The 12,857-nt window shown below is 73.5% G+C and carries 10 protein-coding genes; 6 read left to right on the forward strand and 4 right to left on the reverse strand.

Translation table 11 applies throughout. From position 1 onward, the window contains the following. Positions 1-21 precede the first annotated feature (21 nt). From ACXKR8_RS41015 to ACXKR8_RS41040, 6 genes are all read left to right on the forward strand, one after another. On the forward strand, positions 22-966 hold the full coding sequence (locus ACXKR8_RS41015) for a helix-turn-helix transcriptional regulator (protein ID WP_458275218.1): 945 nt from the start codon (positions 22-24) through the stop codon (positions 964-966). Next, positions 963-1,208 carry a hypothetical protein gene (locus ACXKR8_RS41020; protein WP_458269599.1) on the forward strand — a complete coding sequence of 82 codons (246 nt, stop codon included), beginning with the start codon at positions 963-965 and terminating at the stop codon, positions 1,206-1,208. The genes ACXKR8_RS41015 and ACXKR8_RS41020 overlap by 4 nt, the downstream gene beginning before the upstream one ends. 10 nt (positions 1,209-1,218) lie before the next feature. Then, a complete protein-coding gene (locus ACXKR8_RS41025) occupies positions 1,219-1,464 on the forward strand; it encodes a hypothetical protein (protein ID WP_458269600.1) in 246 nt (81 codons plus the stop codon). A 109-nt stretch (positions 1,465-1,573) separates the two neighbouring features. After that, on the forward strand, positions 1,574-1,870 hold the full coding sequence (tatA, locus tag ACXKR8_RS41030) for a Sec-independent protein translocase subunit TatA (RefSeq protein WP_458269601.1): 297 nt from the start codon (positions 1,574-1,576) through the stop codon (positions 1,868-1,870). Positions 1,871-1,961: 91 nt separating this feature from the next. Beyond that, complete coding sequence (tatC, locus tag ACXKR8_RS41035) at positions 1,962-2,948, forward strand: twin-arginine translocase subunit TatC (protein WP_458269602.1); 987 nt, start codon at positions 1,962-1,964, stop codon at positions 2,946-2,948. Between the two features lie 181 nt (positions 2,949-3,129). Further along, positions 3,130-6,012, forward strand: coding sequence for a DEAD/DEAH box helicase (locus ACXKR8_RS41040; protein WP_458269603.1), 2,883 nt, complete (start codon positions 3,130-3,132; stop codon positions 6,010-6,012). Here ACXKR8_RS41040 and ACXKR8_RS41045 read toward each other — a convergent pair. The 4 genes from ACXKR8_RS41045 to ACXKR8_RS41060 are packed head-to-tail and all read right to left on the reverse strand — an operon-like array spanning position 5,994 to position 12,817. Beyond that, complete coding sequence (locus ACXKR8_RS41045) at positions 5,994-7,760, reverse strand: allophanate hydrolase (protein WP_458269604.1); 1,767 nt, start codon at positions 7,758-7,760, stop codon at positions 5,994-5,996. The genes ACXKR8_RS41040 and ACXKR8_RS41045 overlap by 19 nt on opposite strands. Further along, positions 7,757-11,377 (reverse strand): 5-oxoprolinase/urea amidolyase family protein, encoded by a 3,621-nt coding sequence (locus ACXKR8_RS41050; protein ID WP_458269605.1) that lies wholly within the window; start codon positions 11,375-11,377, stop codon positions 7,757-7,759. The genes ACXKR8_RS41045 and ACXKR8_RS41050 overlap by 4 nt, the downstream gene beginning before the upstream one ends. Continuing rightward, on the reverse strand, positions 11,374-12,012 hold the full coding sequence (locus ACXKR8_RS41055) for an urea amidolyase associated protein UAAP2 (RefSeq protein WP_458269606.1): 639 nt from the start codon (positions 12,010-12,012) through the stop codon (positions 11,374-11,376). The genes ACXKR8_RS41050 and ACXKR8_RS41055 overlap by 4 nt, the downstream gene beginning before the upstream one ends. Position 12,013: 1 nt before the next feature. After that, the gene (locus tag ACXKR8_RS41060; protein WP_458269607.1) at positions 12,014-12,817 is read right to left on the reverse strand and encodes an urea amidolyase associated protein UAAP1; all 804 of its coding nucleotides are present in this window, start codon (positions 12,815-12,817) and stop codon (positions 12,014-12,016) included. Positions 12,818-12,857 lie beyond the last annotated feature (40 nt).

A 12,857-nucleotide genomic window follows, 5' to 3' on the forward strand; every position in this document is an offset into this window, starting at 1 on the left:
GCCATCGACCAGACCCGCCGGATGCTGTCCCTGGTCACCTATCTCCGGGAGCGCCCCGGCGCCCGCGTCGCCGACGTGGCCCGCGCCTTCGGCATCACCGAGCGCGAGCTGACCGGCGACCTCAGCGTGCTGCCGATGTGCGGCACCAGCTTCCGCGGCGGCGACCTGCTCGACATCGACACCGACGGCGAGCGGATCTGGTGGCACAACGCCGACGACGTGGCCCAGCCGCTGCGGCTGTCCTCGGACGAGGCGATCTCGCTGCTGGTCGCGGCGCGCGCGGTGGCCGGGCTGCCGGGCCTGCGCGAGCGGGACCGGGCCGCGCTGAGCCGGGCCGTGGTCAAGCTGGAGGCCGCGGCCGGGGACGCGGCCGAGGGCAGCGCCCGGGTCGGGGTCACCTTCGAGGCCGAGGGCAGCGTCTTCGCCGACGCGGACCGGGCCATCACCGAGCGCCGCCGGCTGTGGCTCCGCTACTACTCCTCGGGGCGCGGGGAGATGACCGAGCGCGAGGTCGACCCGATCCGGCTGGTCACCGAGGGCCACACCTATCTGGAGGGCTGGTGCCGGGTCTCCGAGGACCGGCGGATCTTCCGGCTGGACCGGATCGCCGACATCGAGGTGCTGGACATCCCCTCCGACCCGCCGCCGCTGGAGCTGCGGGACCTCTCCCAGGGGCTGGTGCGCCCGGCCGAGGACGACCCGCAGGTGGTCATCGAGGTCGGCCCCGGCGGCCGCTGGGTCGCCGAGTACTACACCTACGAGGAGGCCGCGGAGCTGCCCGACGGCGGCCTGCGGATCACCCTGCGCACGCCCGACCCGTCCGGCCTGCTGCGGCTGGCGCTGCGGCTCGGCGCGGACGGGCGGATCACCGCCCCGCCCGAGCTGGCCGAGCGGGCCCGCTCCACGGCGGCGGACGCGCTGGCGCGCTACGGGGCGGCGGGCGCGGCGGACGGCGGCGCGGCGTGAGCGTGCCGACCCGGTTCCGGGCCTCCTGCACCGACTGCCGGTCGACCTCGGAGCTGGGCGCCGAGGCGTTCCGGCTGGCGCTGGGCGGCAGCAGCGAGCGCACCTTCTACTCCTTCACCTGCCCCTCCTGCGGCGCGGCGGTGCGCAAGCGCGCGGGCGAACGGATCGTGGCCGCCCTCACCGTCGCCGGCGTCCGCACCATGCGCCTCTACCTCGGCCACCAGCCCACCGCGGTGCCCTAGCATGCAGCACATGTCCTGGACTGTTGTCGCTGTTGTGAGCCTCTCCACCGCCGGGCTGCTGGTCCTGGGGTGGTGCGCGCTGCTGGTGTACCGACAGGTGCTCGCGCTGTCGCGGGAGCTGGACGCGGGCGCGCGGCGGATCTCCGGCGCCGCCCGGAATCTGGAGCACGCGGGCGCGCCGCTCGCCCGCCGGGGCGGAGAGATGGCCCCCGGACGTAGTCTTCCGTTCACCGAAGCGGGATCCGGCTCCGCGTAGGATGAGGGCGAAGGCCACCTGCCCTCAAGATTTTTCCCCGCCCATCCGGACCCTTCTGCAGGCCTGATGCGTATCATCAGCGCAGAGACCACGACGAAGAGGGACAACCATGCTCGAGAACCGCGGACTTGAACTGATCATCCTGGCGGTCGTCGTGCTGCTGCTCTTCGGAGCGAAGCGGCTGCCCGACTCCGCCCGTGCCCTCGGCAAGTCGCTGCGCATCCTCAAGTCCGAGGTGGGCGCGATGAAGTCGGACGACAAGAACCCCGAGGTCAAGGTCGCCGCGACGGCTCCGGCCGAGCCGGTCGTCGTTGCCCGGACGATCCAGGCCGCCCCCGGCGAGGCCGCGACCGCCCGCCCGGTCGCCGACACCGTGCCGCAGCCGCAGCCGACCAACCAGGCCTGAGGCCCTACCAGGCCTGAGGACCGACCAGGCCTGAGGTCAGCCGCCGCACCACCACTCCATCCACCCACCCCGCAGGGACTGAAGCCGCACGGTGAGCGACACCACGCCGAAGGAAAACGAGGGGCGGATGCCCCTCTCGGACCACCTCCGGGAACTGCGTAACCGGTTGCTGATCGCGCTGGCCGCGCTGCTGGTGACCACGATCGTCGGCTGGGTGATCCACAACTGGCTGATCGACCAGCTCACCGGTCCGGCCTGTCGGATCAATGTGCACGGCTACGGCCAGCGGACCGCGCAGTGCGAGAACGGCCTGCTGGTCAACACCGGCGTGCTGGCCCCGCTGTCGCTCAGCTTCAAGGTGTCGATGATGGCCGGCTTCGTGCTGGCCAGCCCGGTGTGGACGTACCAGCTGTGGGCCTTCGTGGCCCCCGGGCTGTACAAGAAGGAGAAGAAGTACGGCCTCGGTTTCACCGCCGCCGCCGTGCCGCTGTTCCTGGTCGGCGCCTACCTGGCCTACTGGATCTTCCCCAAGGCCCTGTCGATCCTGGTCAGCTTCAACCCGCCCGGCTTCTCGCTCGCCTTCTCCGGCGCCGAGTTCCTGGACTTCTTCATCCGGATGGTGCTGGTCTTCGGCATTTCGTTCGAGCTGCCCCTGCTGGTGGTGGCGATGAACTTCCTCGGCATCCTCAGCGCCGCCAAACTGCGCAGCTGGTGGCGCGCGATCATCTTCCTGATCTTCGTGTTCGCGGCCGTCGCCACGCCCACCGGCGACCCGCTGACCATGAGCGTGCTGGCCATCCCGATCTGCGTGCTGTTCCTGATCGCCCTCGGCATCTGCACCCTCAACGACCGGGCCAAGGCTAGGCGCCGCGTCATCGAGAACCCGGACCTGCTCCTGGACGACGACGTCGCCTCCTCGCTGGATCTGACCCCCTCCGAGTTCGCCTCCCCGGGCGAGACCCCGGAGCCGGTGTCGGCCGAGGAGTTCGCCCACGCCGAGCCGATGATCTACCACCCCGACGACGAGCCGGCCGGCGTCCCCGGGGCCCGCGGCGAGCGGATGGACGACATCACCTGATCACCGCCCGCGGCACGGTCTGCGTCACCGCCTGAGCCGGGGCCGAACCGCCGGGAAAATCATTGGGTCAAGTGTCAGTCCCGGCGGGTAGCCTCTGGTGGAGATGCAGATCCACGATGACGCAGACCGAGGCACGCCCCACCGCGCTCCCGTGCGCCCGACCCGGGAGGAAGGTGCCGCGATGACCTCCGCAGCTCCTGATGACCACGCTGTTGACGAGCTGAGCCCTTCCGAGCGCTACGCCGCCTCCCGGCGACTCGCCAAGGAGCAGGCCACCGCCCTGTTCGCGTTCCGCGAGCTGTACGACTTCCCGCTGGACCCGTTCCAGATCGAGGCCTGCCAGGCGCTGGAGGCGGGCTCCGGGGTGCTGGTCGCCGCGCCCACCGGCTCCGGCAAGACCATCGTCGGCGAGTTCGCGGTGCACCTCGCGCTCGCCGAGGGCCGCAAGTGCTTCTACACCACGCCGATCAAGGCGCTGTCGAACCAGAAGTTCGCCGACCTGGTCAAGCGCTACGGCGCGGACAAGGTCGGCCTGCTGACCGGCGACAACACGGTGAACAGCGAGGCCCCGGTGGTGGTGATGACCACCGAGGTGCTGCGTAACATGCTCTACGCGGGCTCGCAGACCCTGAACGGCCTCGGCTACGTGGTCATGGACGAGGTGCACTACCTGGCCGACCGCTTCCGCGGCGCGGTCTGGGAGGAGGTCATCATCCACCTCCCCGAGTCGGTCACCCTGGTCTCGCTGTCAGCGACGGTCTCCAACGCCGAGGAGTTCGGCGACTGGCTGGACACCGTCCGCGGCGGCACCAAGGTCATCGTCTCCGAGCACCGCCCGGTCCCGCTCTGGCAGCACGTGCTGGCCGGGCACAAGCTGTACGACCTGTTCACCACCCGCGTCGCCGAGGAGCGCGCCTCCGGGCGCAAGCGCGAGGGCGGCGGGGCGCGCGGCGGCGAGGCCGACGTCAACCCGGAGCTGGTCCGGCTGGCCCGCTCCGAGCAGGACCGGCGCGGCGCGGGCCGGGACCGGTTCGAGAAGCGCGGCCGGGGCCGCAGCATGCCGACCGGCCGTCCGGGTCGCGCCTACACCCCGAGCCGGGCCGAGGTCATCGGCCGGCTCGACGACGAGGGGCTGCTGCCGGCGATCACCTTCATCTTCAGCCGGGCCGGCTGCGAGGCCGCGGTGCAGCAGTGCCTGCACTCCGGGCTGCGGCTCAACAGCGACGCCGAGCGGGCCCAGGTCCGCGCCCTGGTCGAGGCCCGCACCGCCAGCATCCCGGACGAGGACCTGCACGTCCTCGGCTACTACGAGTGGATCGACGCGCTGGAGCGCGGCGTCGCCGCCCACCACGCCGGGATGCTGCCGACCTTCAAGGAGGTCGTCGAGGAGCTGTTCCTGCGCGGCCTGGTCAAGGCCGTCTTCGCCACCGAGACGCTGGCGCTGGGCATCAACATGCCGGCCCGCTCGGTGGTGATGGAGAAGCTGGTCAAGTGGAACGGCGAGACCCACGCCGACGTCACCCCCGGTGAGTACACCCAGCTCACCGGGCGGGCCGGCCGGCGCGGCATCGACATCGAGGGCCACGCGGTGGTGCTCTGGCAGCCCAACCTGGACCCGGCCGGGCTGGCCGGGCTCGCGGGCACCCGCACCTATCCGCTGAAGTCCTCGTTCAAGCCCTCCTACAACATGGCGGTGAACCTGGTCTCCCAGTTCGGCCGGCACAAGTCGCGCGAGCTGCTGGAGACCTCCTTCGCCCAGTTCCAGGCGGACCGCTCGGTGGTCGGCATCGCCCGGCAGGTGCAGCGCAACGAGGAGGGCCTGGAGGGCTACCGCGAGGCGGTCAACTGCCACCTCGGCGACTTCGAGGAGTACGCCGACCTGCGCCGCGCGCTCAAGGACCGGGAGAACCACCTCGCCCGCGAGGGCGCCAACCAGCGCCGCGCCAGCGCCGCCGACTCGCTGGAGAAGCTCAAGGCCGGAGACGTCATCCACGTCCCCACCGGGCGCTTCGCCGGGCTCGCCCTGGTCCTCGACCCGGGCGTGAAGGCGGTCAGCGGCCACGGCGGCCGGCACGACCGGCAGGACCACAGCGAGGGGCCGCGACCGGTGGTGCTCACCGCCGAGCGCCAGGTCAAGCGGCTGGCGATGATCGACTTCCCGGTCCCGGTGGAGGCCATCGAGCGGGTCCGGATCCCGCGCAGCTTCAACCCGCGCAGCCCGCAGTCCCGGCGCGACCTGGCCTCGGCGCTGCGGAGCAAGGCCGGGCACCTGGAGCCGGAGCGCACCCGCAAGGGCCGCGCCGCGGCCGCCGACGACCCCGAGATCTCCCGGCTCCGGGCGGAGCTGCGGCAGCACCCCTGCCACGGCTGCGACGAGCGCGAGGACCACGCCCGCTGGGCCGAGCGCTACGACCGGCTGCACCGGGACACCCAGCAGCTGGAACGCCGGATGAAGTCCCGCACCCACACCATCGCCCGCACCTTCGACCGGGTCTGCGCGCTGCTCACCGACCTCGGCTACCTGCGCGCCGACACCGTCACCGACGACGGCCGCAGGCTGGCCCGGCTCTACGGCGAGCTGGACCTGCTGGCCTCCGAGTGCCTCCGCGAGGCGGTCTGGGAGGGGCTGACCCCGGCCGAGCTGGCGGCCTGCGCCTCGGCGCTGGTGTACGAGTCGCGCCGCGCCGACGACGACGGCGGCACGCCCAAGCTCCCGGACGGCAGGGCCCGCGAGGCGCTGGGCGAGATGATCCGGCTCTGGGGCCACCTGGACGCCCTGGAGGAGCAGCACAAGCTGTCCACCGAGGACAACGTCGGCCAGCGCGAGCCCGACCTCGGCTTCGCCTGGACGGCGTTCCGCTGGGCCTCCGGCACCCCGCTGGACGCGGTGCTGCGCGAGGCGGACATGCCGGCCGGCGACTTCGTCCGCTGGACCCGGCAGCTGATCGACGTCCTGGGCCAGATCGCCAACGCCGCCCCGGAGAACGGCACGGTCCGCGCCACGGCGCGGAAGGCCGTGGACGGGATCCGGCGCGGCATCATCGCCTATTCGTCGGTCGGCTGAGTCGGCAGTGAGGCCAGGTAGCTGCGCCAGCCGCCGTGGGCGGTGATGTCCGGGGCGTCGGTGAGGGCGGCGGGTTCGCAGAGGAAGCCGGCGGCGGTGCTGCCGTCGGCGAGGCGGACCCTGCCGATGGCCATCGGTGACGGGAGGTCGGCGACCAGCCGTCCCAGGCCCTCGGGGGGCAGCTCCCAGACCTCGGCCTCGATCGCCGCGCCCCCGCTCGGGATCCGGACCAGGCCGGGCTTGGGCGGGGTGGTCGGCAGGGCGTGCAGCCGGTAGTCGGAGGCGGTGGCCGTCGCCGCGACCAGCCGCGCGCCCAGCGCCAGTAGCTGCGGGTTCAGCGGCTCCCCGCTGAGGTGCGCGCCCACCACGGCGAGCCGCACCGGAGCGGCCCGCTCCAGCAGCCGGGCGACCAGGCCGAGCCTGGCCTCGGTGTGCGCCCGCCCGATCAGCATCACCCCGAACGGCCCGCCCCCCGCGGCGGCTGCCGGCCCAGCGACGTCCGGCTCCGCTGCCCTCGGCTCGGCCCCTCCCGGCCCCGCGGCCCCCGGCACCACCGTTTGCGGGACGGTTCCGGCCGGGACGGCCACTGCGCAGAGGCCGAAGAGGTTGGTGGAGTTGGTGTAGCGGCCGAGTCGGCTGTTGGTCCCCAGGGGATCCGCGGCGACCTCGGCCAGGGTCGGGTGGCCCGGGGTGGTCGGCAGCAGTAGCGCGTCCGCCTCGCCCAGGCCGGCCAGCGCGGCGTCCCGTAGCCGGGCCAGTTCCTCCTGGTCGGCGTAGAGGCGGTGGGCCGGGATGTCCCTGGCGGCGCCGATGATCGCGGCGACGGTGGGATCGAGACCCGCCTGCGGGGTGTCGGCGTGCTTGTCGACGAACGCGCCCACCGCGGCATACCGCTCCGCGACGAACGCGCCCTGGTAGAGCAGCTCGGCGGCGCGGCTGAAGGGTTCCAGGTCCAGCGGCAGCAGCTCCGCTCCGGCGTCGGCCAGCTGACGGACCGTCGCCAGCCAGGCCGCGTCCCAGCCCGGGTCGAGATCGCCGAGCTGCTCCAGCGGTGGCACGGCCACCCGCCAGGGCCCGGGTCGGCGGGCCGGGGGCTCGGCCGGGGTGTCCAGCAGCAGCGCGTGGGCGCGTTCGGCCTCGTCCAGGGTGCGGGCGAAGACGCTGACGCAGTCCAGGCTGCGGCAGGCCGGGACGGTTCCGGTGAGCGGGATGCTGCCATAGGTTGGCTTGAGGCCGACGATGCCGTTGAACGCGGCCGGGACCCGTCCGCTGCCCGCGGTGTCCGTGCCCAGGGCCAGGTCGGCGATGCCCAGCGCCACGGCCACCGCCGAGCCGGAGCTGGAGCCGCCGGACACCAGTCGGGGGTCCAGCGCGTTGCGGACCGCGCCGTAGGGGCTGCGGGTGCCGACCAGGCCGGTGGCGAACTGGTCCAGATTGGTGCTGCCCAGCACCACCGCCCCGGCGGCGCGGAGCCGGGCCACGGCCGGGGCGTCCCGGTCGGGCAGGTAGGCGTAGCCGGGGCAGGCGGCAGTGGTGGGCAGCCCGGCCACGTCGATATTGCCCTTCACCGCGAAGACGGTCCCGGCCAGCGGCAGTGCCTCCCCGGCGGCGAGCCTGGCGTCGATCGCCCGCGCTTCGGCCTCGGCCTCGGGCTGCGGGCGCAGCGCGATCCAGATCTCGGGGCGGGCGGCTTCGGCGTCGCGCCGGTAGGCGGCGCGTACCCGTGCGAGTGCGGGGCCCTCGGTCATGCGGCCTCCTCGGCCTGAGCGGTGGTGGGTGCGGTGACGGGTGCGGTGGTCGGTGCGAGCAGCACCAGGGGGGACCCGGCCTCGACCTGGTCCCCGGCCCGTACCAGCAGTCGTTCTACCACGCCGTCCTGAGGGGCAGTCAGCACGGACTCCATCTTCATGGCCTCGACCGCCACCAGCCGCTGGCCGCGGACCACCCGCTGCCCGGGTGCCACGTCGACCTTCCAGACGCAGGCGGTGAACTCGGCCGCGAGCAGCGCGCCGCCCTCGGGGACGGTGACCGCCTCGCTGGGCGGGGTGCTCACCACCGCCGCCTCGGCCCGGTCGAACTCGCCGGCCTGCTCCCAGGCGTCCCGCTCGGCGCCGAAGGCCGCGCCCTGGGCCTCCCGGAAAGCGGCGATGTCAACGGCGTTGTCATCGAGGAAGCGCAGATGGTCGGCGAGGGCGAACTCGCCCTCCTCGATCCGCAGCGGCAGCCGCCCGGCCGCCATGTCGGCGCGCATCTCCAGCAGTTCGTCCGCGCCGACCGGGTACCACCTGATCCGGTCGAAGAAGCGCAGCAGCCAGGGCGAGCCCGGCTCGAACGGCCCGCGCTGCTGCCAGCCGGACCACACCTGCACGGTGCGGCCCACGAACTGGTAGCCGCCGGGCCCCTCCATCCCGTAGACGCACAGATAGGCGCCGCCGATGCCGACCGAGTTCTCCGCGGTCCAGGTGCGGGCCGGGTTGTACTTGGTGGTGACCAGCCGGTGCCGGGGGTCCAGCGGGGTGGCCACCGGCGCGCCCAGGTAGACGTCGCCGAGGCCCAGCACCAGATACTCGGCGTCGAACACGGTCCGGTAGACGTCATCGACACTGTCAAGGCCGTTGACTCGGCGGATGAACTCAATGTTCCAGGGGCACCAGGGCGCGTCGTCGCGGACCCCGGCCATATAGCGGGCGATCGCCTCCCGGGTGGCCGGATCGTCCCAGGACAGCGGCAGGTGCACGGTGCGCGAGGGCACCCGCAGCTCGCTGGTCGGCGGCAGCCGCCGCTCCGCCTCCTGCACCAGTGGCAGCAGCACGGCCGGCGGCAGTACGGCCGGGTCGGTGTGGATCTGCAGCGAGCGGATGCCAGGGGTGAGGTCGACGACGCCCGGCAGGTCCAGCGCGGCCAGCGCCTCGGCCAGCGCGTGCACCCGCATCCGCAGCGCCAGGTCCAGCTGCATCGGACCGTACTCGACCAGCAGGTTGTCGTCGCCGCTGCGCCGGTAGCCGACCTCGGGGCGGTCCTCGCGGGCCGGGGTGCGGGCCAGCACGCCGCCGTCGGTGATCGCCGCCCGGTCCGCGCCGTCCACGGTGACCGGGCGGAAGCGGACGCTGTCACCGGGCCTGAGCTGCCCCAGCTTCCAGCGGTCGGTGCTGAGCACGGTCGCCGGGCAGACGAAGCCGCCCAGGGACGGGCCGTCCGGGCCGAGCAGCACCGGCATGTCACCGGTGTAGTCAACGGCGCCGACCGAGTACGGGGTGTCATGGATGTTGGAGGGGTGCAGCCCGGCCTCGCCGCCGTCCCGGCGGGCCCAGTCCGGCTTCGGCCCGACCAGTCGGACGCCGGTGCGGGCGCTGTTGAAGTGGACTTTCCAGTCGGCCGCGTAGAAGGCGAGCACGTCCGCCTCGGTGAAGAACTCAGGGGCCGCGTGCGGGCCCTCGGCGGCGGCCAGCGACCAGGAGCGGGTGAACTCCGGCCGCTCGCCGACCGGGACCGGGCCGGTGCTGCCTTCGTTCGCCGCCGCCCCGGCCGCCGCCTCGCCCGCCGCCTCGGTCGGCCGCAGCACGTCTCCGGCGCGCAGGGCCCGGCCGCCGTGGCCGCCGAAGCGGCCCAGGGTGAAGGTCGCCGCGCTGCCGAGGAACCCGGGGACGTCCAGACCCCCGGCGACCAGCAGATAGCTGCGCAGCCCGGCCCCGTCCGGCGCGGCCACGGCCAGTTCGGAACCGGCCGGGACGGTCAGCGGCTCCCACTGCGGCACGGCCGCGCCGTCCAGGGTGACCAGGGCCGGCGCGCCGGTCACGCAGACGGTGGTCGCCGCGCCGAAGCGCAGCACCGGGCCCTCCAGGGTGCACTCAAGACCCGGCGCGCCCTCCGGATTGCCCAGCGCGCGGTTGCCGAGCCGGAACGAGCGGTCGTCCATGGGACCGCAGGGCGGCACGCCGACGTTCCAGTAGCCGGTGCGGCCGGGCCAGTCCTGGACGGTGGTCAGCGTGCCGGGGCGGAGCACCTCGATCCGGGGCCGGGGGTCGGTGATACCGGCCAGGGTGGCGGTGCTGTGGGTGGCGGCGCGGACCGGTGCGGCGGCGGTGGCCGCGCGCAGCAGGCCGAGGTTGGTCTCGATGCCGTCGACCCTGGTTCGGGCGAGTGCCGCGTCCAACCGGTCCAGGGCGTCCGCGCGGTCCTCGCCGTGGGCGATCACCTTGGCCAGCATCGGGTCGTAGCTGGTGCCGACCTCGGTCCCGGTCTCCACCCAGGTGTCCACCCGGACGTCCTCAGGGAAGGAGACCCTGGTCAGCAGGCCCGCGCTGGGCCGGTGGCCGTGGTGCGGATCCTCGGCGTAGACCCGGGCCTCGACGGCGTGTCCGCGCGGCGGCCCGATCTGCTGCACCACCGAGCGGTCGCCCTGGGCCAGCCGCAGCATCCACTCCACCAGGTCAACGCCGTGGACAGCCTCGGTGACCGGATGCTCCACCTGCAGCCGGGTGTTCACCTCCAGGAAGGACGCCTCCTCCCTGGCCGCGTCGTAGACGTACTCGACCGTTCCGGCGGAGCGGTAGTCGAGCGAGGTGCAGAGCGCGGCGGCGGACTCGGCCAGCTGCTTGCGGACGATGTCGGGCAGGTCGGGGGCCGGGGCCTCCTCCAGTACCTTCTGGTTGCGGCGCTGCAGTGAGCAGTCCCGGTCGCCGAGGGTGACCACCCGTCCGGCGCCGTCGCCGAAGACCTGCACCTCGACATGGCGGGCCCGTTCGACCAGCCGCTCCAGGAACATCCCGGCGCCGCCGAAGTTCGCCGAGGCCACCCGCTGGACGCTGTCCCAGGCCTCGGCCAGCTGGTCGGGGGAGTGGCAAGGCCGCATGCCGATACCGCCGCCGCCCGCGGTGGCCTTGAGCATCACCGGGTAGCCGAGCCCGGCCGCCGCGTCCAGCGCCGCTGCCAGGTCGGGCAGCAGCCCGGTGCCCGGCAGCAGCGGGACGCCAGCCGCCTCGGCGGCGGCACGGGCGGTGTGCTTGGCGCCGAACACCTCCAGCTGCTCCGGGGTGGGGCCGACGAAGACCAGCCCTGCGGCCTCCACCCGGCGGGCGAAGCCGGCGTCCTCGGACAGGAAGCCGTAGCCGGGGTGAACCGCCCCCGCGCCGGTGTCCAGGGCGGCCTGGAGCACCAGGTCGGCGCGCAGATAGCTGTCCTTGGCCGGGGCGGGGCCGAGCCGCACCGCCCGGTCGGCGAGCCGGACGTGCGGGGCGCCCCGGTCCGGGTCGGAGAACACGGCCACGGTGCGCAGGCCGAGCCTGCGGGCGGTACGGATCACCCGGACCGCGATCTCGCCGCGGTTGGCGACCAGCAGGGTGTCGAACAGCGTGTCAACGGTCATGACGATCCTCCGAGGTGACTGATGGTCATCCGGACCGGAGTCGGATCGAAGCCGTTGCAGGGGTTGTTGATCTGCGGGCAGTTGGAGACCAGCACCAGCACATCCGTCTCGGCCCGCAGCGTCAGCGAGCGCCCCGGCGCGGAGAGCCCGTCCACGATGCCCAGCGTGCCGTCGGCCTCCACCGGGACGTTCATGTACCAGTTGACATTGCCGACCAGATCCCGCTTGCCCAGGCCCCAACGGGTGCCCTCAGCAAGGAAGTTCTCCACGCAGGCGTGCTGGGACCAGGTGTGGTGGCCGTAGCGCAGGGTGTTGGACTCCTTGCTGCAGGCGCCGCCGATGGTGTCGTGCCGCCCCACCTCGTCGGCGGTCACCGTCAGCAGCGGAGTGTGCTCATTGGAGAGCAGCACGCTGCCGGTGGTCAGGAAGATCGAGCCCTGGGCCTGCAGGGTGTCGGCCGCGCTGTAGCGGACCGCGGTGTCGTGCAGGTCGTAGGCGAGGAAGTCCACGGCCTGGTTGCCGTGCAGGTCGGTGACGGTCAGCGACTGGCCTCGGAGCAGCGCCGAGGACCAGGCCGCGCGGGCCGGTACCTCAACGGATACCTCAGCGGTTACCTCAGCGGTTATTGATGTCATGTCAGATCCCCCTGGCGGCGCAGAACTCGGCGGTGTTGAGGTAGGCCCGGTGCGCCTCCGGCGTCGCGTCCCACCTCGGGTCGTCCGGGCCGGTGGGCGTGCCGCGCCAGGCGGTGACCTCCAGCGGGCCGCAGTGGTACTCGGGCCGCGGGTCCAGCGGGTGCGGGACGTTGGCGATCAGCACGGTCAGCGGCTGCTCCGCCCGGAGCACCACCGCCGTGCCGGGCCCGGCCGGGCCGGTGTGCTCCAGCGAGCCGTCCGGGCCCACCCGTACCCCCTGGAACAGCGACAGCGAGGGGCCGAGGTCGCGCGGGCCGAGGCCGTTCTTGGCGGCGGCGAGCAGCAGCAGTTCCCGTCCGGCCGGGGAGGCCGACTGCGGCGTCCCGTCGCCGTAGCGGGCGGTGTTGCGGGCCAGGGTGGACGTTCCGCAGAGTGCGTCGTGCCGGCCCGAGCCGTCCTCGGTGATGGTCGCCAGCACCCGGCCCTGGTCCGAGAGCAGCAGGCTGCCCGCGCCCAGGTAGGCGTTCCACTGCACCTTGGTGGTGTCGGCGGTGCTCAGCCGCTCCCAGGGCCGGTCGGCGACGTACAGCAGCAGATGGGCGCAGGCCGCGCCGGTCGGATCGGCCAGCCGCAGCGAGCTGCCGCGGGCCAGCACCTTGTGCGCGTAGGTGCCGCCGGGCACGGTCTCGGCCCAGACCAGTTCCTCGGCGCCGACACCGGGCGGGGCCTCGGGCCGCTCCACGGCGGTGGCCTGGGCACGGGCGTGGTCCCGTGCGGCATAGGTGGTACCGGTCGCCGAACGCACGGTCAGCCTCCTGGCGGTTAGTTTCTGTCGCTTGACAGAA

Source organism: Streptacidiphilus sp. PAMC 29251, assembly GCF_054208735.2.

What these genes read in the sequence shown, in the direction of transcription:
- ACXKR8_RS41025 (WP_458269600.1), top strand. Translation starts at nt 1,219, where the DNA reads ATGTCCTGGACTGTTGTCGCTGTTGTGAGCCTCTCCACCGCCGGGCTG.
- ACXKR8_RS41015 (WP_458275218.1), top strand. Translation starts at nt 22, where the DNA reads ATGCTGTCCCTGGTCACCTATCTCCGGGAGCGCCCCGGCGCCCGCGTC.
- ACXKR8_RS41045 (WP_458269604.1), bottom strand. Translation starts at nt 7,760, where the DNA reads ATGACCGAGGGCCCCGCACTCGCACGGGTACGCGCCGCCTACCGGCGC.
- ACXKR8_RS41055 (WP_458269606.1), bottom strand. Translation starts at nt 12,012, where the DNA reads ATGACATCAATAACCGCTGAGGTAACCGCTGAGGTATCCGTTGAGGTA.
- tatA (WP_458269601.1), top strand. Translation starts at nt 1,574, where the DNA reads ATGCTCGAGAACCGCGGACTTGAACTGATCATCCTGGCGGTCGTCGTG.
- ACXKR8_RS41040 (WP_458269603.1), top strand. Translation starts at nt 3,130, where the DNA reads ATGACCTCCGCAGCTCCTGATGACCACGCTGTTGACGAGCTGAGCCCT.
- ACXKR8_RS41050 (WP_458269605.1), bottom strand. Translation starts at nt 11,377, where the DNA reads ATGACCGTTGACACGCTGTTCGACACCCTGCTGGTCGCCAACCGCGGC.